This is a genomic window from Tranquillimonas rosea (assembly GCF_900111315.1).
Classification (GTDB): Bacteria; Pseudomonadota; Alphaproteobacteria; order Rhodobacterales; family Rhodobacteraceae; genus Tranquillimonas; species Tranquillimonas rosea.
The window spans coordinates 265,839-291,972 of sequence record NZ_FOGU01000005.1; the positions used below are offsets into that span (position 1 = coordinate 265,839).

Annotated in this window: 28 protein-coding genes; 23 read left to right on the forward strand and 5 right to left on the reverse strand. The window is 67.9% G+C overall.

Features of this window, described 5'->3' with window-relative positions:
• The first annotated feature begins 84 nt into the window (after positions 1-84).
• Positions 85-1,332, forward strand: a complete 1,248-nt coding sequence (ilvA, locus tag BMZ25_RS10490; RefSeq protein ID WP_092693242.1) for a threonine ammonia-lyase IlvA — start codon at positions 85-87, stop codon at positions 1,330-1,332.
• Positions 1,333-1,411: 79 nt separating this feature from the next.
• Positions 1,412-2,704 carry a PP2C family protein-serine/threonine phosphatase gene (locus BMZ25_RS10495; protein ID WP_092693245.1) on the forward strand — a complete coding sequence of 431 codons (1,293 nt, stop codon included), beginning with the start codon at positions 1,412-1,414 and terminating at the stop codon, positions 2,702-2,704.
• On the opposite strand, the gene BMZ25_RS10500 is transcribed toward BMZ25_RS10495, so the two are convergent.
• Positions 2,686-3,129, reverse strand: coding sequence for an NUDIX domain-containing protein (locus tag BMZ25_RS10500; protein WP_092693247.1), 444 nt, complete (start codon positions 3,127-3,129; stop codon positions 2,686-2,688). The genes BMZ25_RS10495 and BMZ25_RS10500 overlap by 19 nt on opposite strands.
• A gap of 89 nt (positions 3,130-3,218) precedes the next feature.
• Between BMZ25_RS10500 and hslO the strand changes: the two genes are divergently transcribed.
• From hslO to BMZ25_RS10550, 10 genes are read left to right on the forward strand one after another with little or no spacing between them, the layout of a single operon-like run.
• Entirely contained in the window at positions 3,219-4,223 is a 1,005-nt protein-coding gene (gene hslO / locus BMZ25_RS10505) for an Hsp33 family molecular chaperone HslO (protein WP_092693248.1), read from the forward strand.
• Positions 4,210-4,809: an NUDIX hydrolase gene (locus tag BMZ25_RS10510; protein ID WP_092693250.1), complete on the forward strand. Its 600-nt coding sequence runs from the start codon at positions 4,210-4,212 to the stop codon at positions 4,807-4,809. Before hslO ends, BMZ25_RS10510 begins: the two co-directional genes overlap by 14 nt.
• A complete protein-coding gene (locus BMZ25_RS10515; protein WP_092693252.1) occupies positions 4,806-5,960 on the forward strand; it encodes a CCA tRNA nucleotidyltransferase in 1,155 nt (384 codons plus the stop codon). The genes BMZ25_RS10510 and BMZ25_RS10515 overlap by 4 nt, the downstream gene beginning before the upstream one ends.
• Before the next feature lie 51 nt (positions 5,961-6,011).
• Positions 6,012-6,599 carry a LysE family translocator gene (locus tag BMZ25_RS10520; RefSeq protein WP_092693255.1) on the forward strand — a complete coding sequence of 196 codons (588 nt, stop codon included), beginning with the start codon at positions 6,012-6,014 and terminating at the stop codon, positions 6,597-6,599.
• 1 nt (position 6,600) lies between these two features.
• Positions 6,601-7,182 (forward strand): LysE family translocator, encoded by a 582-nt coding sequence (locus BMZ25_RS10525; RefSeq protein WP_092693257.1) that lies wholly within the window; start codon positions 6,601-6,603, stop codon positions 7,180-7,182.
• A 45-nt stretch (positions 7,183-7,227) separates the two neighbouring features.
• Entirely contained in the window at positions 7,228-9,072 is a 1,845-nt protein-coding gene (locus BMZ25_RS10530; protein ID WP_092693260.1) for an ABC transporter ATP-binding protein, read from the forward strand.
• Complete coding sequence (locus BMZ25_RS10535) at positions 9,069-10,910, forward strand: ABC transporter ATP-binding protein (RefSeq protein ID WP_092693262.1); 1,842 nt, start codon at positions 9,069-9,071, stop codon at positions 10,908-10,910. The genes BMZ25_RS10530 and BMZ25_RS10535 overlap by 4 nt, the downstream gene beginning before the upstream one ends.
• Before the next feature lie 45 nt (positions 10,911-10,955).
• Positions 10,956-12,188 (forward strand): class I SAM-dependent RNA methyltransferase, encoded by a 1,233-nt coding sequence (locus tag BMZ25_RS10540; protein WP_092693264.1) that lies wholly within the window; start codon positions 10,956-10,958, stop codon positions 12,186-12,188.
• A gap of 13 nt (positions 12,189-12,201) precedes the next feature.
• Complete coding sequence (locus BMZ25_RS10545; RefSeq protein WP_092693267.1) at positions 12,202-13,005, forward strand: ion transporter; 804 nt, start codon at positions 12,202-12,204, stop codon at positions 13,003-13,005.
• 35 nt (positions 13,006-13,040) lie between these two features.
• Positions 13,041-13,544 (forward strand): L,D-transpeptidase family protein, encoded by a 504-nt coding sequence (locus BMZ25_RS10550; RefSeq protein ID WP_092693270.1) that lies wholly within the window; start codon positions 13,041-13,043, stop codon positions 13,542-13,544.
• On the opposite strand, the gene dalA is transcribed toward BMZ25_RS10550, so the two are convergent.
• Complete coding sequence (gene dalA, locus BMZ25_RS10555) at positions 13,535-14,137, reverse strand: divisome-associated lipoprotein DalA (protein ID WP_092693271.1); 603 nt, start codon at positions 14,135-14,137, stop codon at positions 13,535-13,537. The genes BMZ25_RS10550 and dalA overlap by 10 nt on opposite strands.
• 165 nt (positions 14,138-14,302) lie before the next feature.
• Here dalA and BMZ25_RS10560 point away from each other — a divergent pair, with 165 nt between their 5' ends.
• Complete coding sequence (locus BMZ25_RS10560; RefSeq protein ID WP_092693273.1) at positions 14,303-14,899, forward strand: L,D-transpeptidase; 597 nt, start codon at positions 14,303-14,305, stop codon at positions 14,897-14,899.
• Between the two features lie 147 nt (positions 14,900-15,046).
• A complete protein-coding gene (locus tag BMZ25_RS10565; RefSeq protein ID WP_092693275.1) occupies positions 15,047-15,232 on the forward strand; it encodes a hypothetical protein in 186 nt (61 codons plus the stop codon).
• Positions 15,233-15,318: 86 nt separating this feature from the next.
• On the opposite strand, the gene hemH is transcribed toward BMZ25_RS10565, so the two are convergent.
• The gene (gene hemH, locus BMZ25_RS10570) at positions 15,319-16,410 is read right to left on the reverse strand and encodes a ferrochelatase (protein WP_092693277.1); all 1,092 of its coding nucleotides are present in this window, start codon (positions 16,408-16,410) and stop codon (positions 15,319-15,321) included.
• 58 nt (positions 16,411-16,468) lie between these two features.
• Positions 16,469-17,308 carry a methyltransferase domain-containing protein gene (locus BMZ25_RS10575; protein ID WP_092693279.1) on the reverse strand — a complete coding sequence of 280 codons (840 nt, stop codon included), beginning with the start codon at positions 17,306-17,308 and terminating at the stop codon, positions 16,469-16,471.
• A 43-nt stretch (positions 17,309-17,351) separates the two neighbouring features.
• Between BMZ25_RS10575 and BMZ25_RS10580 the strand changes: the two genes are divergently transcribed.
• The 3 genes from BMZ25_RS10580 to BMZ25_RS10590 are packed head-to-tail and all read left to right on the forward strand — an operon-like array spanning position 17,352 to position 19,193.
• Positions 17,352-18,068, forward strand: a complete 717-nt coding sequence (locus tag BMZ25_RS10580; protein ID WP_092693283.1) for a double zinc ribbon domain-containing protein — start codon at positions 17,352-17,354, stop codon at positions 18,066-18,068.
• A 29-nt stretch (positions 18,069-18,097) separates the two neighbouring features.
• On the forward strand, positions 18,098-18,355 hold the full coding sequence (gene grxC / locus BMZ25_RS10585) for a glutaredoxin 3 (RefSeq protein ID WP_092693286.1): 258 nt from the start codon (positions 18,098-18,100) through the stop codon (positions 18,353-18,355).
• Between the two features lie 4 nt (positions 18,356-18,359).
• The gene (locus BMZ25_RS10590) at positions 18,360-19,193 is read left to right on the forward strand and encodes a carbon-nitrogen hydrolase family protein (RefSeq protein WP_092693289.1); all 834 of its coding nucleotides are present in this window, start codon (positions 18,360-18,362) and stop codon (positions 19,191-19,193) included.
• Here BMZ25_RS10590 and ubiG read toward each other — a convergent pair.
• Positions 19,177-19,920, reverse strand: coding sequence for a bifunctional 2-polyprenyl-6-hydroxyphenol methylase/3-demethylubiquinol 3-O-methyltransferase UbiG (gene ubiG / locus BMZ25_RS10595; RefSeq protein ID WP_092693292.1), 744 nt, complete (start codon positions 19,918-19,920; stop codon positions 19,177-19,179). The genes BMZ25_RS10590 and ubiG overlap by 17 nt on opposite strands.
• A gap of 65 nt (positions 19,921-19,985) precedes the next feature.
• On the opposite strand from ubiG, the gene pip reads away from it, so the two are divergent.
• The 6 genes from pip to nusA all read left to right on the forward strand — a co-directional run bounded on the left by pip (position 19,986) and on the right by nusA (position 26,126).
• Entirely contained in the window at positions 19,986-20,960 is a 975-nt protein-coding gene (gene pip, locus BMZ25_RS10600; RefSeq protein ID WP_092693294.1) for a prolyl aminopeptidase, read from the forward strand.
• Between the two features lie 125 nt (positions 20,961-21,085).
• A complete protein-coding gene (locus BMZ25_RS10605) occupies positions 21,086-22,630 on the forward strand; it encodes an ABC transporter substrate-binding protein (protein ID WP_092693296.1) in 1,545 nt (514 codons plus the stop codon).
• 179 nt (positions 22,631-22,809) lie between these two features.
• Positions 22,810-23,160: a hypothetical protein gene (locus BMZ25_RS10610; RefSeq protein ID WP_092693298.1), complete on the forward strand. Its 351-nt coding sequence runs from the start codon at positions 22,810-22,812 to the stop codon at positions 23,158-23,160.
• Entirely contained in the window at positions 23,157-23,768 is a 612-nt protein-coding gene (locus BMZ25_RS10615) for a DedA family protein (protein ID WP_092693301.1), read from the forward strand. Before BMZ25_RS10610 ends, BMZ25_RS10615 begins: the two co-directional genes overlap by 4 nt.
• Before the next feature lie 130 nt (positions 23,769-23,898).
• A complete protein-coding gene (gene rimP / locus BMZ25_RS10620; protein WP_092693303.1) occupies positions 23,899-24,489 on the forward strand; it encodes a ribosome maturation factor RimP in 591 nt (196 codons plus the stop codon).
• 5 nt (positions 24,490-24,494) lie between these two features.
• On the forward strand, positions 24,495-26,126 hold the full coding sequence (gene nusA / locus BMZ25_RS10625) for a transcription termination factor NusA (protein WP_092693306.1): 1,632 nt from the start codon (positions 24,495-24,497) through the stop codon (positions 26,124-26,126).
• The last annotated feature ends 8 nt before the right edge of the window (positions 26,127-26,134 follow it).

Here is a 26,134-nt window from a genome sequence, read left to right on the forward strand (position 1 = left end):
GGCCGGGCGGCGGATACTCGGTTTCGGACGCGGGGGCAAGCACGGGCGCTTGTGCACGACGCGTGGGCGAGGCACATCAGGGGCATGACCGATTTCGCCGATGCCGCCCTCGCCACCACCGCGCGGATGCGCGCCGTCTTTCCGGCGACGCCCTGCATGCGCAACGCCTACCTGTCGCAGAAGTATGACTGCGACCTCTGGCTCAAGCGCGAGGATCTCTCGCCCGTGCGGTCCTACAAGATCCGCGGCGCCTTCAACGCGATGCGCAAGGTGCGGGCCGAGCATCCCGAGCAGGACCTGTTCGTCGCCGCCAGCGCGGGAAACCACGCGCAGGGCGTGGCCTTTGCGTGCCAGCATTTCGGCGTGCGCGGCGTGATCTACATGCCGGTGACCACGCCGCAGCAGAAAATCCAGAAAACCCGGACCTTTGGTGGCGACGCGGTGACGATCGAGCTGACCGGGGACTATTTCGACGACACGCTCGCCGCCGCGCAGGCCTTCTGCGACGAGGCGGGCGGGCATTTCCTGTCGCCCTTCGACGACCCCAACGTGATCGAGGGGCAGGCCAGCGTGGCGGCGGAGATCCTGGCCGAGATGGAGACGCCGCCCGACATCGTCATCATGCCGGTGGGCGGCGGCGGCCTGTCCTCGGGCATCCGGCGTTACCTTTCGGACATGGCGCCGCAGACCCGGATGATCCTTGTCGAGCCCGAGGGCGGCGCCAGCCTGACCGCGGCGCTGGCGGCCGGAGAACCGGTGACGCTGGACGGTGTGGATAACTTTGTGGACGGCGCCGCCGTCGCCCGGATCGGCGCGAAGACCTTCGAGGTTCTGCGCGACGTCGACCCCAAGAACGTGCGCATCGCGCCCGAGGACCGGATCTGCACCCGCATCATCGAGATGCTCAACATCGAGGGCATCGTGCTGGAGCCGGCGGGGGCGCTGGCGCTGGACGTGCTGGACGACCTGGCCGACGAGATCCGCGGCAAGAGCGTCGTCTGCATCACTTCGGGCGGCAATTTCGACTTCGAGCGGCTGCCGGAGGTGCGCGAACGGGCGCAGCGCTATGCCGGGCTGAAGAAGTACTTCATCCTGCGGCTGCCGCAGCGGCCCGGCGCGTTGCGCGACTTTCTCGAGATGCTGGGGCCGAAGGACGACATCGCCCGGTTCGAGTATCTGAAGAAGTCGGCGCGGAACTTCGGTTCGGTCCTGATCGGGATCGAGACCGACGACGCGGCGAACTTTCCGTCGCTGTTCCAGAGGCTCGATGCGGCCGAGTTCGTCTATCGCGACATCACCAATGACGTGACGCTGGCCGAATTCCTGGTCTGACGCCGGCAGCTGCCCGGCGCTTCACGGCATCTTAACCGCCCGGCGCCGATGGTCGCCGGGTACGATTTGGATTCCGCAGATGTTGACCGAGGCCCAGCATGACCGACCCGAGACGACGGCCGCCGAGGCCGTCGAAGGTGTCCGCACGGTTCTGGTGGCCGATGACAGCGCCCTGCAGCGCAAGCTGCTGGCACTGTCGCTGACGCGCTGGGGCTATGCCGTGCTCGAGGCCGGATCGGGGGTCGAGGCGCTGGATATGTGCGCGCACCAGCGGGTCGACCTGATCCTGAGCGACTGGGTCATGGACGGGATGAGCGGCCTGGACCTGTGCAAGACACTGCGGGCACGGGCCGGGCAGGACTATGTCTATTTCATCCTGCTCACCTCGCGCTCGGAAAGCTGCGACATCGCCGAGGGGTTGGATGCCGGCGCCGACGACTACCTGGCCAAGCCCGTGCATGGCGAGGAACTGCGCGCGCGCATCGCCGCCGCCGACCGGCTGGTGCGCATGGGCCGCGAATTGCGAGCGCGCAACCGCGTCGTGTCGTCGACACTGGCGCAGCTCCAATCGCTGTATTCCGCGCTGGACCGCGACCTGGCCGAGGCGCGGAAGCTGCAACATTCCCTGCTGCGCGAACGCAGCGTCTCCGTCGGCCCGGTCGAGGGGACGCTGACGCTCAAGTCCTGCGGTCATGTCGGCGGCGACATGGTGGGACATTTCCGCGCCGATGACGGGCGGGTCGGGTTCTGGGCGATCGACGTCTCCGGGCACGGTATCGCCCCGGCCTTGCTGACGGCGCGGCTGGCGGGGTTCCTGAGCCCCGTGTCGGCCGACCAGAACGTCGCGCTCGAAACGCGCGATGACGGGCGGCGGATCGTGCGGGACCTCGGCGAGATCGGGACGCGGCTGAACACCCTGATGCTCGAGGACCTGACGACCGAACACTACTTCACCATGGTGCTCTGCGTCGTGGAGTCCGGCACGGGACAGGTCGACCTGCTGCTGGCCGGGCATCCCCTGCCGCTGGTGCAGCGCACGTCCGGCGGGATCGAGCGGCTGGGTACGGGGGGCATGCCGATGGGCCTGTTGCCCGCGCCGCATTTCGACCGTGTCACCACGCGGCTGGGGCAGGGCGACAGGCTGCTGATCGTGTCGGACGGCGTGACCGAATGCATGGACGCCGCCGGCGGCCTGCTGGGCGAGAGTGGCGTCGCGGCCTCGCTCGAGCGCAGCCGCACGCTGTCAGGCCAGGCGCTGTTCGACGCGCTGATGTGGGACGTCGCGGATCACTCCGGAACCGATGATCTGACCGACGACCTGTCCGGCATCCTGATCGAATACGGGCGGTGCGATCAGCCCAGGCCGAAGTAATCCGCGGTGAAGGCCCGGTCGCCCTCGCTGCCGAGTATGCCGGCGGCCAGCGGCGCGGGCACCCAGTGCGCCGAATGACCGGCCTCGTGCGGGTCACCGTGGCGGCTGACGGGGCGGGCGACGTAGATCGTGCACACCTTCTCGGCCCAGATGCGGTATTCCGGCATGTAGGTGAAGCGGCGGAAGGCCCCGATGCGGCGCGGCTCGGCGATGCGCCAGCCGGTTTCCTCCAGCACCTCGCGGTGCAGGGCGCGCAGGGGGGATTCGCCCGGATCGATGCCGCCGCCGGGCAGCTGGAACTCGGGGTGCGGCTCGGTCTGGTGGGTCAGCAACAGGCTTTCCCCGCGCGGAAGGATCGCGTAGACGCCGGGCCGGAACACGTAGGTGCGGCCGTTCTCGACCGTTTCGCCATACCGTCTGATCATGTCTGCTCCATGCCGCGTGCCCCTTGGACCGTCTGTTGTTGTCCTTAGGTAGACGCGGTATGCCAAGCCAAAAGCCGCAGGAAAACCCCATGACCCTCGGATCTCAGATCGCCTGGGACGACACCGTCCTTCCCTTTCAGCTCGACCGTTCGGATATTCGCGGCCGCGTCGCCCGGCTCGACGGTGTCCTGGAACAGGTCCTGGCACAGCATGACTATCCGCCCGAGATCGAGGCGCTCGTGGCCGAGGCGGCGCTGCTGACCGCGCTGATCGGGCAGACGATCAAGCTGCGCTGGAAGCTGTCCCTGCAGGTCCGCGGCGACGGTCCGGCGCGTCTGATCGCGACCGACTATTTCGCGCCGTCCGACGACGGACGCCCCGCGCGCATCCGGGCCTATGCCAGCTATGACCGCGAGGCGACGATCGAGGGGAAGGAGCCGTTCGACCTGATCGGCAAGGGCTATTTCGCGATCCTGATCGACCAGGGCGAAGGGATGACCCCCTACCAGGGCATCACGCCCATCGCCGGCGGGTCGCTGTCATCCTGCGCCGAGACCTACTTTGCCCAGTCCGAACAGCTGCCGACCCGCTTCGCGCTGAGCTTTGGCGAATCGCAGCTGAACGGGCAGGACACCCATTGGCGCGGCGGCGGCGTGATGCTGCAGCACATGCCCGAGGCGTCGCCGCTGGCCCCCGGCGCCGACGGCGGATCCGGCGACAGCGGCCTGATGAAGCCCGAGGACATCCTCGACGGCGAGGAGGCCGAGCACTGGAACCGCGCGAACGTGCTGCTGGACACGGTGGAAGAGGTCGAGCTGATCGGACCCAAGGTGCAGCCGACGGACCTTCTCGTCCGGCTGTTCCACGAGGAAGCGCCGCGGGTCTTCGATGCGCAGCCGGTGTCGTTCGGCTGCACCTGCTCGGAGGACAAGGTGCGTCAGAGCATGTCGATCTATTCGGCCAAGGACATCGCGCACATGACCACCGAAGAGGGCCTGGTGACCGCCGACTGCCAGTTCTGCGGCGCGCATTACGAGCTCGACCCGGCGACGCTGGGATTCGAGGCGAGCAAGCGCGACGATGACGACGGATGACATCCGCGCCCGGATCGCCGATCGTCTGGCGGCACCGGGCCGGCCGAGTTCCGATTTCGACCTGAACACCGAGGGCGCCGGTCCTGGCCAGCATGCGCTGCGCGGGGCCGGCGTCCTTGTTCCTCTGCATGCGCAGGACGGCGCGGTGCGGGTGATCCTGACCAAGCGGTCCTCGGCGCTGAAACATCACCCCGGCCAGATCGCCTTTCCCGGCGGCAAGATCGAACCCGGCGACGGCGATGCCGCCACCGCCGCGCTGCGCGAGGCCGAGGAAGAGATCGGCCTGCCGCGCGAGCGGGTCACGCTTCTTGGCACGCTGCCTCCGCACGAGACGGTCACCCGGTTCACGATGACGCCGCTCGTGGGCTGGATCGAGGGGCCGTTCGACCCCGTGCCCGAGGCGGGCGAGGTGGCCGAGGTCTTTTCCGTGCCGCTGTCGCACGCGACGGAACCGGCCCGGTTCCGCGTCGAGGGACGCCGGTGGCAGGGGCGCCGCCGCTATTACTATGCCGTGCCGTGGGGGCCCTACTACATCTGGGGCGCGACCGCCCGGATCCTGCGTGGCTTTGCCGAGGCGATGCGATGACCCGGCTGGACCATACCTTCGTGACCCGCGAGGCGACCCGTGCGGTGATGACCGCACTCTCGGACGGGGGGCACACGGCGCTATTCGTCGGGGGCTGCGTGCGCAACGCGCTGCTGGGGGCCCGGGTGGACGACATCGACATCGCCACCGACGCCCATCCCGACGCGGTCATCGCGCTGACCGAAGCTGCGGGGCTGAAGCCGGTTCCGACCGGCGTGGCGCATGGTACGGTGACGGTGGTGTCGGACGGCATGCCGCACGAGGTCACGACCTTTCGCCGCGATGTCGAGACCGACGGGCGCCACGCGGTCGTCGCGTTTGCCGACACCGTCGAAGAGGACGCGGCGCGGCGCGACTTCACCATGAACGCGCTTTATGCCGACGGGGACGGCAACGTTCTGGACCCGATGGGGACGGGGTTGAGCGACCTGTCGCGGCGGCATGTCCGGTTCATCGGCGAAGCGGCCCGCCGGATTGCCGAGGATTACTTGCGGATCCTGCGGTTCTTTCGCTTCCATGCCTGGTACGGCGATGCCGAAGCCGGGCTCGACGCCGAGGGCCTGGCCGCCTGCGCCGACGCGATTGAAGGGCTTGCCGGCCTCTCGCGCGAAAGGGTGGGCCACGAGATGCGCAAGCTTCTGGCCGCACCCGATCCGGCGCCCGGCGTGGCTTCGATGCAGGCCTGCGGCGCGCTGGGCCAGGTCCTGCCCGGCGCCGATGCCGAGCGGCTGGCCCCGCTGGTTCACCTGGAACAGCAGACCGGGACCGCGCCCGACGCGCTGCGCAGGCTCGCCTGCCTGGGTGGGGACGAGACCGCGACGCGCCTGAGGCTGTCGAAGATCGAGGCACGGCGGCTGGACGTCCTGCGCGCTGGCATTGGGGACGAGGCGGGGACGGCCGAGCTTGCCTATCGCCACGGCGCCGAGGCCGCGCACGACATCGAACTGCTGCGTGCGGTGACGTTCGAGGCGCCGCTGCCCGCCACGCTCGAGGCGGACCTGATCCGGGGGGCAGAGGCGGTCTTTCCGGTCAGAGCGGCGGATCTGATGCCCGAATACAGCGGCGCCGAGCTGGGCGCGAAGCTGGCCGATCTGGAACGGCGATGGATCGCATCACAATTCACGTTGGACCGGGACGCGCTTCTGGCTTGAATCCCGCCGCCGGCTGGTCTGTCGTGGGATCGCCGTCCGGAAGTATGCATCATGCCGCTCGACCTGTTCTTCGCCCTCGTGGGGCTCGCCATCGCCGCGGCGTGGACGCCGGGCCCGAACAATGCGCTGGTCGCGGCGTCGGGGGCGACCTTCGGCATGCGCAGGACGCTGCCGCACATCCTTGGGATTGCCGTGGGCTTTCCGGTGATGGTGTTCATCGTGGGGTTCTTCCTGGCAGAGGTGTTTCAGGAAAGCGAGCTTCTGCGCCAGGCCGTGCGCCTTCTTGGGGCCGCGCTGCTTCTGTGGATCGCCTGGAAGGTGGCCCAGGGCGGCAGCGGCAAGGAAAGCGGGCCGCCGCGGCCTTTCACCTTCGTCGAGGCGGCGGCGTTCCAGTGGATCAATCCGAAGGGCTGGTCGATGGCCATCGCCGTGACCGCGCAGTTCGTCGACGGCTCGAACCCCGCCCGGACGGCGATGATCGTGGCGCTGGTGTTTGTGCTCGTGGGGCTCGGCAGCGCGTCGACCTGGGCCTTTGCCGGGCACAGCCTGATCCGGCAGCTCGGCCCGGAACGGCTTGTCTGGGTCAACCGGGCGATGGCGGCGATGATCGCGGCCTGCGTCGTGGTCCTGTTCATCTGACGTGATCGATCCGCTCTATCTCTTCGTCTTCGCGGGGCTGTTCTCGCCGGGACCGAACGTCATCCTCCTGACGGCGTCGGGGGCGCGGTTCGGCGTGCGCCGGACGGTGCCGCATATCCTGGGTGTCGCGCTGGGTGTCGGCGTCACGGCGGGGCTGACCGGGCTGGGCATCGGCGCGCTTCTGGCCACGCAGCCGGGGATCGAGTGGATTCTGAAGCTGCTGGCGGCGGGCTGGATCCTGTGGATGGCGCGCACGCTGGCAGTGCGGGCGGGCTCGCCCCGGGCCGAGACCCGCGACCGCCCCTTCACGGTGATCGAGGCGATGCTGTTCCAGTGGGTGAACCCCAAGGTCTGGGCCGTCGCCCTGGCGGCCGCGTCGGGCTATGCCGCCGGGCTGTCCCCGGCGGGCGAGGCCGCGCGGCTGGCAGTGGCCTTTTCGGGCATCAACCTGGGCGTCTGCACGTTCTGGACGATTGCCGGGGGACTCGTCGGGCGGTACCTGTCGACGGACGCGGCGTGGCGTGTCTTTCTGCGGATCATGGCCGCCGCGCTGGCGCTGTCGGCGATTGCCGTGTTCCTGTGATACGGATGCGCTAGGTTGGGCCTCCGCCCGCACCTGAGGCCCGTGATGTTCAGATTCTTCGAAACGCTCGTCGATCCCTACGCCGAGGCGCCGCGCGACGACGCCCCGCCGCGGCGGCTGTGGCCGTTCATGCGGGACTATTCGCGCCCCTTCTACCGAATCTTCGCGCTTGCGACGCTGATGTCTGTGCTGGTCGCGGCGATCGAGGTCTGGCTGATCTACTACATGGGCCGGATCGTCGACATCCTGACGACGTCCGAACCCGGCGAGGTCTGGGTCCGGCACGGTATCGAGCTGATCGCGGTGGCGGTGTTCCTGCTGCTGATCCGCCCGGCGGTGCAGGCGGTGGACGTGCTGCTGCTGAACAACACGATCATCCCGAACTACGGCACCCTGTTCCGGTGGCGGGCGCACGGTCATGTCCTGCGGCAGTCCGTCGGCTGGTTCGAGAACGACTTTGCCGGACGTCTCGCGAACCGGATCATGCAGGCGCCGTCGGCGGCGGGCGAGGCCGTGTTCCAGATGTTCGACGCGATCACCTTTGCCCTGGCCTATTTCGTGGGTTCGGCGTTCCTGCTGTCGCAGGCCGATCCGCGGTTGGCGCTGCCGCTGATCCTGTGGGCGGGGCTCTATGCCCTGCTGATCCGCTGGACCCTGCGCCGGGTCGCGCCCGCCTCCAAGGCGGCGTCGGATGCGCGCAGCGCTGTGACGGGGCGCGTCGTCGACAGCTACAGCAACATCCACTCGGTCAAGATGTTCGCCCAGGACGACCGCGAGCTGTCGCTGGCGCACGAGTCGATCGAGTCCGCGCGGCGGACCTTCTTTGCCGAGATGCGGCTCTACACGATCATGGACGTGGCGCTGACCGTGCTGAACGGCGTGCTGATCGTCGGTGTCGTGGGCTGGGCCGTGTGGATGTATGCCGGCGGCAGCGCCACGGTGGGCGTCGTCGCGGCGGCGACGGCGCTGACCTTGCGGCTCAATGCCATGACCGGGTGGATCATGTGGGCGCTGACCTCGTTCTTCCGCAATCTCGGCGTCGTGGCCGAGGGGATGGAGAGCATTGCGCATCCCATCGGCCTGACGGACAGGCCCGACGCGACCGAGCTGCGGCTGACCGAAGGCGAGGTCCGGATCGAGAACCTGCATCATCACTACGGGCGCGAGGCCGGCGGGGTCGACGGGCTGTCGCTGACCGTTCGTCCCGGCGAAAGGATCGGTATCGTCGGGCGGTCGGGCGCGGGAAAGTCTACGCTGGTGAAGCTGCTGCTGCGGTTCTACGACGCCGAGGCGGGGCGCATCCTGATCGACGGGCAGGACATCGCGCAGGTCACGCAGGACAGCCTGCGCCGGCAGATCGGCATGGTGCAGCAGGACAGCGCGCTGCTGCACCGGTCGGTGCGGGACAACATCCTGTACGGTCGTCCCGAGGCAACCGACGACCAGATGATCGCCGCGGCCCGGCAGGCGCAGGCGCACGAGTTCATCCTCGATCTCGAGGATGGGCAGGGGCGGCGCGGATACGACGCCCATGTCGGCGAGCGGGGCGTCAAGCTGTCGGGCGGCCAGCGCCAACGCATCGCGCTGGCCCGCGTGATTCTGAAGGACGCGCCGATCCTGATCCTCGACGAGGCGACAAGCGCGCTTGATTCCGAAGTCGAGGCGGCGATCCAGGAAACGTTGAGCGGGATGATGCAGGGCAAGACGGTGATCGCCATCGCGCACCGCCTGTCGACCATCTCGGCGCTGGATAGAATTGTCGTGATCGAGGACGGACGCATTGTCGAGGATGGCGACCACGATAGTTTGGTCGCCATGAACGGACATTACGCGCGGTTCTGGGCGCGGCAATCGGGCGGCTTCCTCGCCGTGACGGACGCCGCCGAATGACCGGACTGAAACGCCTTGCAGAGCTGATCGACGCCTTTCGCCCGGCTGCCGGTGCGCCGCCGCGGACACTGGGCAAGTTCTTTCTCTGGGCGCTCGAGGGGGCGTGGCGCTGGCTGTGGATCGCCGGCGGGCTGTCGGCGCTTGCCGGCACGGCCGAAGTCGTGACCGCCATCCTGCTGGGCGCCGTCATCGACGCGGCGCTGGCGGGCGGGCCCGAAGGGTTCCTGCAGGACAGCCTGTGGGTCTATGCCGGGGCGGCGGCGTTCTTCCTGCTGTTGCGGCCGGTCCTGTTCGGCCTGTCCTCGGCCTCGAACTCGATCATCGTGGCGCCGAACGTGAACCCGCTGGTGCTGACGCGCCTGCATCGCTGGACGCTGGGCCAGTCGGTGACGTTCTTCGACGACGATTTCGCCGGGCGCATCGCGCAGAAGCAGATGCAGGCGAGCCGCGCGATCACCGAGGTCGCGACCGAGACGATCAACGTGGTGTTCTTCGCGCTGGCGTCCCTTGTCGGGTCGGCTTTGCTGCTGACCACGATCAACGTCTACATGGCGCTTGCGCTGGCACTCTGGGTCGTTGCCTATATCGGGCTGATCCGCTGGTTCCTGCCGCGCATCCGAAGCCGCGCGATGGGCCGGGCGGCGGCGCGGGCGATGGTGTCGGGCCAGGTCGTCGACACGATCACCAACATCAAGACGGTCAAGCTGTTCGCCCATGCCGACCACGAGGACCGCGCGGCGCTGGGGGCGATCTCGACGTTCCGCGAGCGGGTGGTCGAGTTCGGCATCATGGCCGCCGGGTTTCGCTTCGCGCTGATGTCGCTGGCGGGGATCCTGCCGGTCTTGCTGGTGGGCGGGACGCTTTACCTCTGGTCCAACGGTGCGGCCACGCCGGGCGACATCGCGGCGGCGGGGACCATCGCGATCCGCATCGCGCAGATGACCGGCTGGGTCAGTTTCACGCTGATGGCGATCTATTCCAACGTGGGCGAGGTCGAGGACGGGATGAACACCCTGACCCCGCCGCACACGCTGGTCGACGCGCCCGACGCGACCGAGCTGACGCAGGCCGATGGCATCCGCTTCGACGGCGTGACCTTCACCTACGGGCGCGAGATCGGCGGCGTCGAGGATATCGACCTGACCATCGGGCAGGGCGAAAAGCTGGGCATCGTCGGGGCCTCGGGCGCGGGGAAGTCGACGCTGGTGGCTCTGCTTCTGCGGCTCTACTCGCCCGAGACCGGGCGGATCGAGGTGGGCGGCGAGGACGTGGCCCGCGTCACCCAGGAAAGCCTGCGCCGCAAGGTCGGGATGGTCACGCAGGAGACGGCGATGTTCAATCGCTCGGCCCGCGAGAACATCCTCTACGGCAACCCCGACGCCACCGAGGACGAAATGATCGCTGCCGCCAGGAAGGCCGAGGCGCACGACTTCATCCTGAACCTCAAGGACTTCAAGGGCCGGACGGGTTACGAGGCGCATCTGGGCGAGCGGGGCGTGAAGCTGTCGGGCGGCCAGCGCCAGCGCATCGCGCTGGCCCGCGCGATCCTGAAGGACGCGCCGATTCTGGTGCTGGACGAGGCGACGAGCGCGCTCGATTCCGAGGTCGAGGCCGCCATCCAGTCGGCGCTCGACCGGGTGATGGAGGGAAAGACGGTACTGGCCATCGCCCACCGGCTGTCGACGATTTCCCAAATGGACCGGATTGTCGTGCTCGAGAACGGCCGGATCGTCGAAGAAGGGACCCACGAGGACCTGCTGGCCAAGGACGGCACCTATGCCCGCTATTGGCGGCGGCAGTCGGGCGGTTTCATGGATTATCGCGATGCGGCCGAGTAACGCGCTGGATTGAACGCGGGCGGTGCAACGGCTACGCGATCCGGCATGGACACCTACACCATAGAGCGGCTCGGCCGCCACGGCGACGGGATCGCACCGGGGCCGGTCTACGTGCCGCGCACGCTGCCGGGCGAAACGGTCAGCGGCACCGTCGAGGGCGACCGCATCCCCGCGCCGCGCATTGTCACGCCCGCGGCGGAACGGGTCAGCCCGCGCTGCCGCCACTACAAGGGCTGCGGCGGATGCCACCTGATGCACGCGGACGATGCGTTCGTCTCGGGGTGGAAGGCCGATGTCGTGCGCACCGCGCTCGCCGCGCAGGGGATCGAAGCCGGGATCCGGGGCGTGACCACGTCGCCGCCCAATAGCCGCCGCCGGGCGACACTTTCGGGGCGGCGGACCAAGAAGGGGGCTCTCGTCGGGTTCCACGGGCGGGCCTCGGGCACGATCACCGAAATACCGGACTGTCACCTGCTGGAGCCGGCACTGATCGACGCGCTGCCCGCGCTCGAAGCGATCACCGAGGCCGGCGCATCGCGCAAGGGTGAGCTGGACCTGGCCGTCACCCTGTCCGAGGCCGGCGTCGACCTTGAGGTGCGCGGCGGCAAGCCGCTCGACCCGACGCTGACGGTCGAGCTGACCCGGCTGGCCGGCCATCACGGCCTGGCCCGGCTGTCGTGGGAGGGCGAGGTCATCTTGACCGCGCGTCCGCCAGTTCAGCGGCTGGGCGCGGCGCAGGTCGTCCCGCCGCCGGGCGGCTTCCTGCAGGCCACCGCGCACGGGCAGGCCGCGCTGACCGATGCGGTGCGGCAGGCGGTCGGCGGAGCCCGGCATGTGATCGACCTGTTCGCGGGCTGCGGCACGTTCACGCTGCCGTTGGCGGAGACGGCCGAGATCCGCGCGGTCGAGGGTGAGGCTGCGATGCTAGCCGCGCTCGACCGGGGCTGGCGCCATGCGCAGGGGCTGCGACGGGTGACGACCGAGACGCGCGACCTGTTCCGCCGCCCGCTGATGGCCGACGAGCTGAAGGGCTACGAAGCCGCCGTGATCGACCCGCCCCGCGCCGGGGCCGAGGCGCAGACCGCCGAGCTGGCCGCGGGCGGGCCGCCCGTCATCGCGGCGGTGTCGTGCAATCCGGCCACCTTCGCCCGCGATGCGCGGCTGCTGGTCGATGCCGGCTATCGCATCGACTGGATCGAGGTCGTGGACCAGTTCCGCTGGTCCCCGCACGTAGAGCTTGCGGCCCGGTTGAGCCGCGACCATATCGCAGCCCGGTAAAGGGGATACAGAGATGCGCGACAGGCTCACCGCCTTCATGGAGCGTTCGGACGTGCGCAACACGATTCTCGCCGTGATCGTGTTCAACGCGGTGCTGCTGGGGCTGGAGACGTCCGACGCGGTGATGACGGCGACGGGGCCGCTGATCCCGCTTCTCGACAAGCTGTGCCTTGCTGTGTTCGTCGCGGAACTGCTGGCCAAGATGATCGGGCAGGGGCGCCGGTTCTGGTCGCAGGGTTGGAACCTGTTCGACTTCTTCATCGTGGGCGTGTCGCTGGTGCCCGGTGCGCAGACGATCAGCGTGTTGCGGGCGCTGCGCATCCTGCGGGTGCTGCGCGTCATCTCGGCCGCGCCGCGCCTGCGCCGGGTCGTCGAGGGGTTCGTGACCGCGCTGCCGGGGATGGCGTCGGTCTTCCTGCTGATGGGGCTGATCTTCTATATCGGCGCGGTGATGTCGACCAAGCTGTTCGGCGACCGCTTTCCCGACTGGTTCGGCACCCTCGGGCAGAGCGCCTACAGCCTGTTCCAGATCATGACGCTCGAATCATGGTCGATGGGAATCGTCCGCCCGGTGATGGAGGTTTATCCCCATGCCTGGCTGTTCTTCGTGCCGTTCATCCTGCTGACGACCTTCGCCGTGGTGAACCTTCTGGTGGGCCTGATCGTCAATTCCATGCAGGACGCGCACCAGGTCGAATCGAACGAGCGGACCGACACCTACCGCGACGAAGTGCTGTCGCGGCTCGCCGCGATCGAGAAAAAGCTTGATGATTCAGCGCAAGAAGGCCGTTCCGAGATTGCCCATGATCGGCTATAGTCCCGAGCGCAGGCAGAAAAAACAGGCAACGACCAATGAATCTCATCAAGGTGCTGGCAACGCTCGCACTGGTGCTCGCGATTGCGGGGTGCGGGAATAATTCCAAGTTCCGGTCCTATGACGGTCCGGAAGTAACCCAGCTGATGCTCTTCAAGGAGCAGCGGCAACTCTACCTGATGCACGGGCAGCAGACGCTCAAGAAATACGATGTCGGCCTCGGCTTCGCGCCGGAAGGACACAAACGGGTCGAGGGCGACGGGCGCACGCCCGAAGGCTATTACTACATCGACAAGCGCAATCCGAACAGCAAGTACCACCTGTCGATCGGGATCTCGTATCCCAACCCGCAGGATGTCGAGGTTGCCCGGTCGATGAATCTCAGCCCCGGCGGCAACATCTTCATCCATGGGCGCGGGCCGCTTTATCGGCGGGGGCTTCCCGACGACTGGACGGCCGGCTGCATCTCGGTGAAGGACAAGGAGATCGAGCAGATCTACGCGATGGTCGAGGACGGGACGCCGATCGCGATCTATCCCTGAGACGCGCTCTCACCCTGGAGCCCGAGCGCCGAACCGGCCTGCACCTGCGAGGTGGGGACCGAGCGGCGGTTGGGCTGACCCAGGATCAGCGTCCACCAGATCTTGCCCGACGGCTCCTGGAACCAGGCAAAGCCCATGTCGCGCGCGCGGTCGTCCACGATGATGTCGCGCGTGTCCGGCTGCTCCATCCAGGCGGCCAGTGTCTCGATCTCGGTTTCGTAGGTCTCCGAGATGTTCTCGCCCAGTAGGCCGCCGGTGTAGCCGACGCGCTGCACGCGCTCCAGCGGCGAGGACCCGTCAGAGCCGAAGTGCCACGGGCGGTTCTGCACGCTCATGTCGCGCGAATGGGTGGCGGCGGCGGCGTTGAGCGCGGCGTTCAGCTGCACCGGCGGAGCGCCGCGCGCCTCGCGCAGCGAATTGACGGCGTCGAGCATGCGGAACTGGACGCGGTCGTCATTCTGCGCCGCCAGGTTGTAGACCTGCGGCAGCGGTCGCCCGTCCGGACCCAGGCGCAGCTGGCTGCTGGGTTGTGGCGCACATCCGGCCAGAACGGCACCGACCAGCAGAAGCCCGACAATCTTGGTTCGCATCATGGATCACCCCTCGCACGCTCAGCGGCCGATGTATCGGCAATGCCGCGCCGGTTCAAACCACATCCGGCCCTGTCCAAGCGAGTTGACGCCTGTTTGATTTGCGCGACAGGCCCGACGGGCTTACTGACGGTCACAAATTCAAGAGCGATAACTGAGAGGCAGCTTATGTCGACCCGCACCATGTCCAGCATGAAGCGCCGAAGCTTCCTGACCGGCGCAGCGGCCCTTGGGCTTGCATCGCCGGCGCTCGGCCAGGCCACCAACAGCACCGAGTTCCGCCGCGGCATCTCGGACGACGTCAAGCGCAACGCGTCGAGCTTTCGGGCCCTGGACTGGCAGCCGTACTTCTCGGACCTGACGAACGGGGCGATCCTCGTCGACATCACGTCGCGGGCGCTGCACTACTGGGACGAGACGGGTACGACCTACAAGCTCTACCCGACTTCGGTGCCGCTGACCGAGGACCTGACCCGCCGCGGCCGCACCGAGATCGTGCGCAAGGTCGACGGGCCGGACTGGCGCCCCACGCCGTCGATGAAGGAGCGGAACCCGGAATGGCCGGATTATGTCCCGCCGGGGCCCGACAATCCGCTCGGAACGCACGCGCTGTACCTCAGCTGGCAGTACTATCGGATCCACGGCACCCACGACACGCGCAAGATCGGGCGGCGCTCGTCCAACGGCTGCATCGGCCTCTACAACGAGGATATCGCCGAGCTATTCGGGATGAGCACGGTCGGAACGCAGGTGTTGCTTATTTGACGAAACGTAGCATTGAGCGGCACTTGCGAGGTCAAGCGGTATTTGCATGAGTCGGCAATTGCCGCATATACCGAAGTCACGAGGTATAGTCTGAAGTTGCCTGCGCTGTCCTCAAGTCAATGGCGCAGGCGGATACTGGAGGAAGACATGAAGAAACTCGCTCTCGCCGCCGCAATGTCGGTTGCCGCCACCTCCGCTTTTGCCGGTGGCATGGCCGAGCCGGCTCCCGTGATGGAGCCCGCCGTGGTCGTGGAAGAAACCCAGTCGTCCTCGGGCGGCATCGTGGTTCCGCTCCTGCTGCTGGCCGTGGTCGCTGCGGTCGTCGCTGACTGATCGCTTCGCGAGCATGACTTAAAAAAGGGGCGGTCCCTGGGGCCGCCCCTTTTCCTTTGCGCGATGCCGTCCGTCCGGCGGCGAGGTCAGCCCAGCCAGCCGGCGGTGTTTTCGCGGATCACCTCGCACAGCGCGTCGATATGCGCCTCGTCGTCGTTGAGGCAGGGGATGTAGGTGAAGCTTTCGCCGCCCGCCTCCTCGAAGCTCTCGCGGATCTCCTCGTTGATCTCTTCGAGCGTCTCGATGCAGTCGGAGCTGAAGGCCGGGGCGATCACGGCGATTCGCTTCTTGCCGCGCTTGGCCAGCTCGGCGACTTCCTCGACGGTATAGGGCTTGAGCCATTCCTCGGGGCCGAAGCGTGACTGGAACGTCGTCGTGATCTTGTCGTCCGACCAGCCCAGCCGTTCCTTCAACAGGCGCGTCGTCTTCTGGCACTGGCAGTGATACGGATCGCCCTCCAGCAGGTAGCGCTTGGGCACTCCGTGATACGATGTCACCAAGATGTCTGGCTCATGCTCCATCGTCGCGTAGCTGCGCTCGACCGATTTCGCCAGCGCGTCGATATAGGTCGGGTGATTGAAGTAGGGCGGCACCGTGCGAACCGATGGCTGCCACTTCTCCTCCATCAGCGCGCGGAAGAACTGGTCGTTCGCGGTGGCGGTCGTCGCGCCCGCGGTCTGCGGATAGAGCGGGAAGAAGACGATCTTCTGGCAGCCCTGCCGCACCATCTCGTGCACCTTCGACTTGGTCGAGGGATTGCCGTAGCGCATGCAGAAATCGACCATCACGTCGTCGCCGTATTCGGCCTTGAGCCGCGCCTTGATCTTGGCGGTCTGAGCCTTGGTGATGGTCATCAGGGGGCTTTCGCCCGCTTCCTCGTTCCAAATCGACTTGTACGCCGCGCCGGACGAGAACGGGCGCTTGGACAGGATCACCAGCTGCAGCAGCGGCTGCCAGATGAACGCGGAATAATCGACGACGCGCTTGTCCGAGAGGAACTCGCCCAGGTAGCGGCGCATCGACCAGTAGTCATAGCCGTCCGGCGTCCCGAGATTGGCCAAAAGCACGCCGACCCGCGCCGGCGGAACCTTGGGATGGTCTGCCGGGGCCTCGTCGGGCCTCGTCGCGTCCGTGGCGTCGAAGAATCCCTCGTCGGGCTTGGAAGTCGCGTCCAGCATCGCACCGTCCGTTTGTTTTTCTGACGTTCCCGCTCAGATAACGAGTTTGGCAACGGGGTCAATCGCGCCGCGGTGGCACGGTGTCGCGGGCCGGTTGTTCCTCGGTCCCCAGAGCGTCGGCCAGCCGCGTCGTCGCGCTGCCGGGGCGGGCGGGCTTCTGCTGGCTTTCGTGGGGTACCCAGCCCGACACGAAGATCAGCTCGAACGTCGCGTGGATGCGGTTGTCCGGCGCGGGGAACATCTCGGCATAGAGGTCGGCGGCGCGCGAGAACAGCGCGCGCGGCGGGACGCGGCGGTCACGCTCGTTCAGCGCGTTCGTCTCGCCCATCGCGCGCAGGTCCCGCATCAGGTGGAACAGGCTGGCATAGGTCACCGGCAGCGGCACCGTGTCGGTCACCGGCAGCGCCATGCCCGCCCGTTGTAGCAGGCTGCCCAGATCGCGCGTCTCGGCCATCGGCGCCACCCGTGGCGACAGCCCGCCCGTCACGTCGCTTTCCGCCTGGGCAAGAACGGTGCGCAATTCGTGCAGCGTCCGGCCGCCAAAGCCGACGCCCAGGAACAGGCCGTCGGGCCGCAGCCCGCGCCGGCCCTGGATGATCTGCCCGACCGGGTCGTTCGCCCAATGCAGCCCCATCGCGTGCACGACGAGGTCGTGCGACCCGGGTTCGAGCTGCAGGATCTCGTCATCCGGCACGACGACCGCGTCGGGCAGGACCGGGCGCCACGTGTCGGGGAATCCGGTCACCAGCGCGGCGTCGCTAAACGTCCTGTTAATGTCCGCGAGCCTCTCCTGAACCTCGAACTTCGCCTCTTCGTGCAGGAACATGCCCTGCGCGGTGCTGCGGGCGCGGGCGCGGAACAGGGCGGTGCGGTCGGTCAGTTCGGGGCGCTGTTGCATCCGAGTCATCCTTTCGGCGCATACGTAATGGGGCAGCGGCGGAATGCAAAACCTCCTCAAGCTGATCTTTCCCCCTCAATGCGCCTCCTGCGGGGCTCTGGTCGACGCGCCGCACGGGTTGTGCGGGGCCTGCTGGCGCGACACGCCGTTCCTCATCGGTCTTGTCTGCGACCTTTGCGGGGCCCCCCTGCCCGGCGAGGATGGGGAGACGCCCGAGATCTGCGACGATTGCCTGACGATCGAGCGGCCCTGGGACCGGGGCCGCGCCGCGCTGGCCTATCGCGACACGGCACGGCGGCTGGTCCTGGCGCTGAAGCATGGCGACCGGCTTGATCTCGTGCCGGCGACCGTGGGCTGGCTGCACCGGGCCGCCGCGCCGCTGCTGTCCGACGGCCCGCTGGTGGTGCCGGTCCCGGTGCACTGGCGCCGCCGCATCGCCCGTCGCTACAATCAGGCGGCGTTGCTGGCCAACGCGCTGGCGCGGCGGTCGGGCTGCGCGGTCGAGCCGCGGGCGCTGATCCGGTCACGGGCGACGCCGATCCAGGACGGGCTGGGGCTCGACGCCCGGTTCGCCAATGTCCACGGCACGATCGGGCCGCATCCCGTGCATGGCGCTCGGATGGCGGGGGCCAACGTCCTGCTGGTCGATGACGTGATGACCTCCGGCGCGACCCTCGGGGCGGCGGCCGAGGCGGCGCGCGCGGCGGGGGCCGCCAGCGTGTCGGTCGCGGTACTGGCGCGGGCCGTCAAGGATGCCTAGGTTTCCCGCGACGGAAAGAGGACACCAAAATGGCGACCATCGAAATCTACACCACCCCGCTCTGCGGCTTCTGCCACGCCGCGAAGCGGCTGCTGAAGGACAAGGGTGCGAGCTATGCCGAGATCGACGTCTCGGGCGACAGCGAGAAGCGCCAGTCGATGATGCAGCGGGCCAACGGCAAGCATACCGTGCCGCAGATCTTCATCGACGGCACCCATGTCGGCGGCTGCGACGAGCTTTACGCGCTGGAGCGGTCCGGCAAGCTGGACCCGATGCTGGCGGCCTGAGCCGGTGCGCTCGGGCCTGATCCAGCTGCGGTCGAGCGACGATCCGGCCGAGAACCTGGACTCCGTGGTGGGCCGGCTGCGCGAGGCAGCCGGGCAGGGAGCTGACCTGATCCTCACCCCCGAGGTGACGAATTGTGTCTCGGCCAGCCGCACCCGTCAGACCGAGGTGCTGCGGCACGAGCACGACGACCCGACCCTCGCCGGACTGCGCGACGAGGCGTCCGCGCTCGGGCGGTGGGTGCTGATCGGATCGCTGGCGCTCAAGACCGACGACGCGGACGGGCGTTTCGCCAACCGGTCGTTCCTGATCGCACCGGACGGGTCCGTCGCTGCGCGCTATGACAAGATCCACATGTTCGACGTCGCCGTGTCCGAGACCGAGACCTACCGCGAATCGGCGGGCTATCGTCCCGGCGACCGCGCCGTCACGGCGGACTCGCCGTTCGGGCGTCTCGGCCTGACGATCTGCTACGACGTCCGGTTCCCTGCCCTGTACCGCACGCTGGCGCAGGCCGGGGCCGGCATCCTGACGGTGCCCTCCGCCTTTTCGCCCGTCACCGGTGCCGCCCATTGGGAGCCGCTTTTGCGCGCGCGGGCGATCGAGTGCGGCGCTTTCGTCCTCGCGCCGGCCCAGTGCGGCACCCATGCCGCGAGCCGCGGAAAGCAGCGACAGACCCACGGCCATTCCCTGGCCGTATCGCCCTGGGGCGAGGTGCTGGCCGATGGCGGGACCGAGCCGGGGCTGACGCTGGTGGACCTGGACCTGAGCGCCGTGGACGACGCGCGCGGCAAGGTGCCGTCGCTGACCCACGACCGGCCGTTCAGCGGGCCGGATTGAGGCTGGTCGTGACGTAGTTCACGGCAAGGTCGCGATCGTTCAGAGACCATTGCCAAGTGACCGGGTTGAAGACCATGCCCTGCCGGTCCACCGGGTCCAGCCCGGCCTGTCGCAGCAGGGAATACAGCTCGTCCGGGGTGATGAACTTGCGCCAGTCATGGGTGCCGCGCGGGAGCCAGCGCATGATGTGCTCCGCCCCGACGATGGCCGCGCCGAAGCTGCGCATGGTGCGGTTGAGCGTCGAGCATATCATCAGCCCGCCGGGCTTCAGCAGGCGGCGGCAGGCGGTGAGATAGGCGGCCGGGTCCGACACGTGCTCGACCACTTCCATGTTCAGGACGACGTCGAACGTCTCGCCCTCGGCGGCCAGGGCCTCGGCCGTGGTGTGGCGATAGTCGATGTCCAGCCCGCCTTGCCGGGCGTGGACCTCGGCGACGGGGATGTTGCCGGCCGCGGCGTCCGCGCCGACCACCTCGGCCCCGCGGCGGGCCATCGGTTCGGACAGCAACCCGCCGCCGCAGCCGATATCCAGAAGCCGCAGCCCCTCGAACGGGCGCTGCTGCGACAGGTCCCTGTCGAACTCGGCCGCGATCTGGCGGCAGATATAATCCAGCCGGCACGGGTTCTGCATGTGGAGCGGTTTGAACTTGCCGCGCGGATCCCACCACTCGGCTGCCATCGCCTCGAACTTGGCGACTTCGGTGGTGTCGATCGTGCTTTCGGTCATTCGCGGCACTCATTTTCCTGCTTTGCCCCGTGGCGGGGCCGGTTTCACGCATATATAGATCGACCATGGACAAGTCGGCAGGTCAAAAGAACGCGGCGCATTTCCTCTATCCGCCGATCGATCCCTTCGACCAGAGGGTTCTCGACGTGGGCGATGGACACCGGATCTACGTCGAACAATGCGGCAAACGTGACGGAATCCCCGTGATCGTGCTTCACGGCGGGCCCGGCGGCGGGTGCAGCCCGGCGATGCGCCGGTATTTCGATCCCTCGGTCTACCGCATCGTGCTGTTCGACCAGCGGGGCTGCGGACGCTCGCGCCCCCATGCCAGCGTCAGCGCCAACACGACGTGGCACCTGGTCGACGATATCGAGCGGATCCGCACCGAGCTGGGCATCGAGTCGTGGGCCGTCTTCGGCGGCAGCTGGGGCGCGACGCTGGCCCTGATCTATGGTGAGACGCATCCCGAGCGGGTGCGCCACCTGATCCTGCGCGGCGTATTCTTGATGACCCAGCGCGAGCTCGGCTGGTTCTACGGCGGTGGGGCCGGGCAGTTCTGGCCCGACGTCTGGAAGCGGTTCGCCGATCTCATCCCCGAGGACGAGCATGACGACCTGATCGCCGCCTATCACCGGCGCCTGTTCTCGGGCGACCTGATGATGGAGACCCGGTTCGCACGCGCCTGGGCCAGCTGGGAGAACACGCTCGCCTCGATCGACAACGAGGGGCCCGGTGGCGAAAGCCCGGCGGAATACGCTCGGGCCTTCGCGCGGCTGGAGAATCACTATTTCACCAATGCCGGCTTCCTCGAACGGGATGGCCAGATCCTCGAGGATGCGGATGCGCTGGCGGATATTCCGGGAACGATCGTCCAGGGCCGTTACGACATGATCTGCCCGCCGCTCTCGGCGCATCTCCTGTCCCGTGCCTGGCCCGCCGCGCGGCTGGTGATGGTGCCGCGGGCGGGCCATGCGCTGTCCGAGCCGGGCATCAGCCGCGAGCTGGTCGGGACGATGGATTCGCTGCGCAGCAGGCTCTGATCGGCGGGGGTCCGCGCTGGCGGGTGAGCCGCCTGACGCACGGTCATCGCGGCGCCTGTGGCAAGAAGGGTGGCGATTCGCCGGCCCGATCGGTGTAGACTCGGGCCGCGACGGGGTGAGGACCGATGACACGCATCTCAAGACGCGGGCTTCTGCAGAGCGGTGCCGCTGCCGGTGTTCTGGCGGCGACCGGCCTGCCGGGGCGCGCGCAGGGCAAGCGGGGCGGGTGCCTGCGGCTTGGACTGGCCGGGGCGCATGCGTCCGACACCTGGGATGCCCGCAGCCACGCCGACACGTTCATGGTCATGGCCACGATGGGGGGCGTCTTCGACTGCCTGACCGAGATCGCGTCGAATGGCGAGCTTGTGGGCGAACTGGCCGAAAGCTGGGAGGCCAGCTCGGACGCCCGAGTCTGGACCTTCAACCTGCGCCGCGGCGTGGCCTTCCACAACGGCAAGGCGTTCGGCGCCGAGGACGTGATCGCGTCGCTCAACCTGCATGTCGCCGATGGCAGCACATCGGCCGCGCGGCCCATCGTCGAGAACATCGCCGAGATGAAGCGGCTCGGCGACCACCAGGTGCAGATGGTGCTCAGGGCCGGCAACGCCGATTTCCCGTTCCTGCTGTCGGACTATCACCTGGCGATCTACCCCGCGGGACAGATCGACGAAGCCATCGCGGCGGGGATCGGCACCGGTCTCTACCGGGTGGAGCGGTTCGAGCCGGGCGTGCGCGCGGCGCTCCGCCGGGTCGAGGGGCACTACAAGGACGGCCAGGCCGGCTGGTTCGACACGGTCGAGCTGATCGCCATGACCGACCCGGCCACTCGGATGGCCGCGCTGCGGGCGGGGCAGGTCGATGCGGTGAACCGTGTCGACGTCCGAGACGAGGCGCAGATGACCGGGGGCCGCGACGTCTCGATCTTCGAGGTTTCGGGCAATCGGCACCTGGGCTTCCCGATGCGCACCGATATCGCGCCGTTCGACGACGTGGATGTGCGGCGCGCGCTGAAGCACGCGGTCGACCGGCAAGAGATGGTGGACAACGTCCTGCGCGGTCATGGCCGGGTGGCGAACGATCATCCGATCGGTCCCGTGAACCAGTATCTTGCCGGGACCCTGCCGCAGCACGGCTACGACCCCGACAAGGCGCGGTTCCACCTGAGGAAGGCTGGCTACGAGTCGTTGGACCTGACGCTCTGGGCGTCCGACGCCGCGTTCGGCGGCGCGGTCGATGCGGCCGGTCTGCTGCGGGCGTCGGCCCGTGCGGCCGGGATCGACATCGACGTCCGCGAGGTGCCTGCGGACGGCTACTGGTCCGGCGTCTGGGGGACCGCGCCGTGGCGCGCGAGCAGCTCGTCCGGCCGGGTCACCGAGGACTGGATGTTCTCGACGGTCGCCGGGGTCGGGGCCCCGTGGAACGAGACGCGTTGGACCGAGGAGCCGTTCCAGAAACGCCTGATCGAAGCCCGCGCGACGCTCGACACCGCGCGGCGGGCCGAGATGTATGCCGAGATGCAGGCCAGCTTCAGCGCGGATGGCGGCGCCCTGATCCCAATGTATGCAACCCACGTCGATGCGGCCTCGTCGAAGCTGACCAATGCCGGCACGATCAGCGACGTTCTGGAGATGGACGGCAGCCGGCTGATCGAGCGTTGGTGGTTCGCCTGAACCGGGAAGGCGGCGAATCACTCCGCGTCGGCCACGTCCCTCTACCTCGCCCGATCCGGCCGGCCAAAGCGCCCGTAACTGCCCGTTCACGATGTCGTGGCCACACAGCCGGCCCGATAGCGCCGACGCGACGGCGATCCGGGCTTGTGCCAGCAGCGCAAGCCGGTAGGACACGCCCCATGATCCGAGCGGTGCGATACCTGTCGCGGCGGCAGCCGCTTGTCCTGGCGGCGTTCGTCATCTCGACGGCCTGCACGGGGTATTTCGGCGTGAAGGTCTGGCGCAATGCCGTCTATTTCAGCGACCCCGTCCACCGAGCGACGCCGATCTCGGGCTGGATGACGCCGGGCTATGCGGCCATGTCCTCGGGCGTCGAGCCCGCGGCGCTGTTACAAGCGCTCGAACTGGACCCCTCGGTCCGGCGCGGGGGTCGCACCCTGTCCGAGATCGCCCGGTCGCGCGACGTTCCGGTGAGCGAGCTTCTGGACGAGGTCGAATCGATTTTGGCCGAAGAGCGGTCTGGCGGATGACGGAAACGCTGCTGGCCCTTCTTCCGATCTACGGCGTCTACCTTCTGGCCGTGCTGATCGCGATCAGCTGCTTCGGTGTGCCGTTTCCAACCGCGATGCTCGTGCTCGCGGCGGGGGCGCTGGCGGCAAGCGCCGACCTGGTGCTGTGGCAGGTGATCGCCGCGGTGACGATCGGCTTCGTGATCGGCGACCAGGGGGTCTATGCCCTGGCGCGACGGGCCGGGCCCGGACTTCTGGCGCGGATGCGCACCGCCAAGAGCAGCGCGGCCACGGTGGCGCGGGCGGAAAAGCTGCTCAACCGTCGGGGGACACTGGCGATCTTCCTGTCGCGCACCGTGATCTCGCCGCTCGGTCCCTATGTGGGCTATATCAGCGGGGCCGCCGGACTGGGCTGGGCGCGGTTCACCATGGCCTCGGTGCCGGCGGCGGTGGTCTGGTCGTCGTTCTATGCGGCGCTGGGCAACGCCTTCGCCGCGCAGCTCTCGGCGACGTCGGCGCTGTTGGGGAATGCCATCGGGCTGGCGTCGTCGATCACGGTGATGCTGGTGTCGGCGTTGTGGCTGAGGCGCAGCTGGGCGCGGCGGCAGGCCTCTACCCACAAGCGGTGACGACGCCTCTTGCGCCGGCGGGACCGGAGGCGTATATGGGCTTCGAACAGCGGCGTCTCAGGGTCCAAACCTGAAGGCTCCACCGGGAAATTGTGACGGGCCGCGTGCCCGTTTTTTTGTGTTCGGACCAATGTCAGACCTAATCGCCAAAGCGCAGATCGACCGCCGCCTTGCCGAAGTGATCCGGCCCGTGATCGAGGATCTCGGGTTCGAGCTGGTTCGCGTTCGGTATCAGGGTGGCAAGCAACCCACCGTCCAGATCATGGCCGACCGTCCCGACGGCGGCATCGAGGTGGACGAATGTGCCACCATCTCGACCGCCGTCAGCGCCACGCTCGACGTCGAGGACCCGATCGAGGACCACTACACGCTCGAGGTGTCGAGCCCCGGCATCGACCGGCCGCTGACGCGGCTCAAGGATTTCGACCAGTGGGAAGGCTACGTCGCCAAGATCGAGACGACCGAGCTGATCGACGGCCGCCGCCGATTCAAGGGTGTGCTCGCCGGGATCGAGGGATCCGAAGTCCTGATCGAGATCGAGGAAGGCACAATCGGCCTTCAGTTCGACTGGCTCTCGGATGCCAAGCTGGTGCTGACCGACGACCTGATCCGTGACGTCCTGAAGGGGCGCAAGGACTCCGGCCACCTCGACGACAAGGAAGTCGATGCGGTCGAAAACGTGCTCGACGATGACGCGGCCGACGGCCACGAGAAGGAGTAAGCAAGATGGCGATCACATCGGCCAACCAACTGGAACTGCTGCAGACCGCCGAGGCCGTCGCGCGCGAGAAGATGATCGACCCCGGCCTCGTGGTCGAGGCGATGGAAGAGAGCCTCGCCCGCGCCGCCAAGTCCCGCTACGGCGCCGAGATGGACATCCGCGTCAAGATCGACCGCAAGACCGGGCGGGCGACCTTCACCCGCGTGCGGACCGTCATCGGTGACGACGACGAGCTCGAGAACTACCAGGCGCAGCTGACCGTCGATCAGGCCAAGCAGTATCTCGACGACCCGCAGCCCGGCGACGAGATCCGCGACGAGGTTCCGCCGGTCGAGATGGGCCGGATCGCCGCGCAGTCGGCCAAGCAGGTGATCCTGCAGAAGGTCCGCGAGGCCGAGCGCGACCGCCAGTACGAGGACTTCAAGGACCGCGCCGGCACGATCATCAACGGCATCGTCAAGCGCGAGGAATACGGCAACGTCATCGTCGACATCGGCACCGGCGAGGGTGTCCTGCGCCGGAACGAGAAGATCGGCCGCGAAAGCTATCGCCCGAACGACCGCATCCGCTGCTACATCAAGGACGTGCGGCGCGAGGTGCGCGGCCCGCAGATCTTCCTCAGCCGGACCGACCCGCAGTTCATGGCCGAGCTGTTCAAGATGGAAGTGCCCGAGATCTACGACGGCATTATCGAGATCAAGGCCGTGGCCCGCGATCCGGGCAGCCGCGCAAAGATCGGCGTCGTCTCGTATGACGGCTCGATCGACCCGGTCGGCGCCTGCGTCGGCATGCGCGGCAGCCGTGTCCAGGCCGTCGTGAACGAGCTTCAGGGCGAGAAGATCGACATCATCCCGTGGAACGAGGACATGCCGACGTTCCTGGTCAACGCGCTGCAGCCGGCCGAGGTCAGCAAGGTCGTGCTCGATGAAGAGGCCGAGCGTATCGAGGTCGTCGTTCCCGACGAGCAGCTGTCGCTCGCCATCGGTCGCCGCGGCCAGAACGTGCGTCTCGCGTCGCAGCTGACCGGTCTGGATATCGACATCATGACCGAGGAAGAGGAAAGTCAGCGCCGCCAGGCCGAGTTCGAGGAGCGCACCAAGCTGTTCGTCGACACGCTGGACCTGGACGAGTTCTTTGCCCAGCTGCTGGTCTCGGAAGGGTTCACCAACCTCGAAGAGGTGGCCTATGTCGAGGCCGACGAGCTGCTGGTCATCGACGGCGTCGACGAGGACACTGCGTCCGAGTTGCAGGCGCGGGCCCGCGACTATCTCGAAGAGCAGAACCGCAAGGCGATGGAGCATGCCCGCGAGCTGGGCGTCGAGGACAGCCTGGTTGAATTCGAGGGCCTCACGCCCCAGATGATCGAGGCGCTGGCCAAGGATGACGTCAAGACGCTTGAAGACTTCGCCACCTGTGCGGACTGGGAGCTGGCCGGTGGCTGGACCACCGTGGACGGCGAGCGCGTCAAGGACGACGGCTTGCTCGAGAAGTTCGACGTCAGCCTAGCCGAAGCGCAGAACATGGTGATGACCGCCCGTATCCAGCTGGGCTGGGTCGATCCCGAAGAGCTCGAGTCCGACGACGCCGACGAAGAGGGCGCCGAGCCGGAAGAGAGCGAAGAAGAGGCGAGCGCCTGAACACGTTG

Bases quoted from the DNA above. Each gene is read 5' to 3' on its own strand.
- ilvA (WP_092693242.1), top strand. From the start codon at position 85: ATGACCGATTTCGCCGATGCCGCCCTCGCCACCACCGCGCGGATGCGC.
- BMZ25_RS10495 (WP_092693245.1), top strand. From the start codon at position 1,412: ATGTTGACCGAGGCCCAGCATGACCGACCCGAGACGACGGCCGCCGAG.
- BMZ25_RS10500 (WP_092693247.1), bottom strand. From the start codon at position 3,129: ATGATCAGACGGTATGGCGAAACGGTCGAGAACGGCCGCACCTACGTG.
- hslO (WP_092693248.1), top strand. From the start codon at position 3,219: ATGACCCTCGGATCTCAGATCGCCTGGGACGACACCGTCCTTCCCTTT.
- BMZ25_RS10510 (WP_092693250.1), top strand. From the start codon at position 4,210: ATGACGACGGATGACATCCGCGCCCGGATCGCCGATCGTCTGGCGGCA.
- BMZ25_RS10515 (WP_092693252.1), top strand. From the start codon at position 4,806: ATGACCCGGCTGGACCATACCTTCGTGACCCGCGAGGCGACCCGTGCG.
- BMZ25_RS10520 (WP_092693255.1), top strand. From the start codon at position 6,012: ATGCCGCTCGACCTGTTCTTCGCCCTCGTGGGGCTCGCCATCGCCGCG.
- BMZ25_RS10530 (WP_092693260.1), top strand. From the start codon at position 7,228: ATGTTCAGATTCTTCGAAACGCTCGTCGATCCCTACGCCGAGGCGCCG.
- BMZ25_RS10535 (WP_092693262.1), top strand. From the start codon at position 9,069: ATGACCGGACTGAAACGCCTTGCAGAGCTGATCGACGCCTTTCGCCCG.
- BMZ25_RS10540 (WP_092693264.1), top strand. From the start codon at position 10,956: ATGGACACCTACACCATAGAGCGGCTCGGCCGCCACGGCGACGGGATC.
- BMZ25_RS10545 (WP_092693267.1), top strand. From the start codon at position 12,202: ATGCGCGACAGGCTCACCGCCTTCATGGAGCGTTCGGACGTGCGCAAC.
- BMZ25_RS10550 (WP_092693270.1), top strand. From the start codon at position 13,041: ATGAATCTCATCAAGGTGCTGGCAACGCTCGCACTGGTGCTCGCGATT.
- dalA (WP_092693271.1), bottom strand. From the start codon at position 14,137: ATGATGCGAACCAAGATTGTCGGGCTTCTGCTGGTCGGTGCCGTTCTG.
- BMZ25_RS10560 (WP_092693273.1), top strand. From the start codon at position 14,303: ATGTCGACCCGCACCATGTCCAGCATGAAGCGCCGAAGCTTCCTGACC.
- BMZ25_RS10565 (WP_092693275.1), top strand. From the start codon at position 15,047: ATGAAGAAACTCGCTCTCGCCGCCGCAATGTCGGTTGCCGCCACCTCC.
- hemH (WP_092693277.1), bottom strand. From the start codon at position 16,410: ATGCTGGACGCGACTTCCAAGCCCGACGAGGGATTCTTCGACGCCACG.
- BMZ25_RS10575 (WP_092693279.1), bottom strand. From the start codon at position 17,308: ATGCAACAGCGCCCCGAACTGACCGACCGCACCGCCCTGTTCCGCGCC.
- BMZ25_RS10580 (WP_092693283.1), top strand. From the start codon at position 17,352: ATGCAAAACCTCCTCAAGCTGATCTTTCCCCCTCAATGCGCCTCCTGC.
- grxC (WP_092693286.1), top strand. From the start codon at position 18,098: ATGGCGACCATCGAAATCTACACCACCCCGCTCTGCGGCTTCTGCCAC.
- ubiG (WP_092693292.1), bottom strand. From the start codon at position 19,920: ATGACCGAAAGCACGATCGACACCACCGAAGTCGCCAAGTTCGAGGCG.
- pip (WP_092693294.1), top strand. From the start codon at position 19,986: ATGGACAAGTCGGCAGGTCAAAAGAACGCGGCGCATTTCCTCTATCCG.
- BMZ25_RS10605 (WP_092693296.1), top strand. From the start codon at position 21,086: ATGACACGCATCTCAAGACGCGGGCTTCTGCAGAGCGGTGCCGCTGCC.
- BMZ25_RS10610 (WP_092693298.1), top strand. From the start codon at position 22,810: ATGATCCGAGCGGTGCGATACCTGTCGCGGCGGCAGCCGCTTGTCCTG.
- BMZ25_RS10615 (WP_092693301.1), top strand. From the start codon at position 23,157: ATGACGGAAACGCTGCTGGCCCTTCTTCCGATCTACGGCGTCTACCTT.
- rimP (WP_092693303.1), top strand. From the start codon at position 23,899: ATGTCAGACCTAATCGCCAAAGCGCAGATCGACCGCCGCCTTGCCGAA.
- nusA (WP_092693306.1), top strand. From the start codon at position 24,495: ATGGCGATCACATCGGCCAACCAACTGGAACTGCTGCAGACCGCCGAG.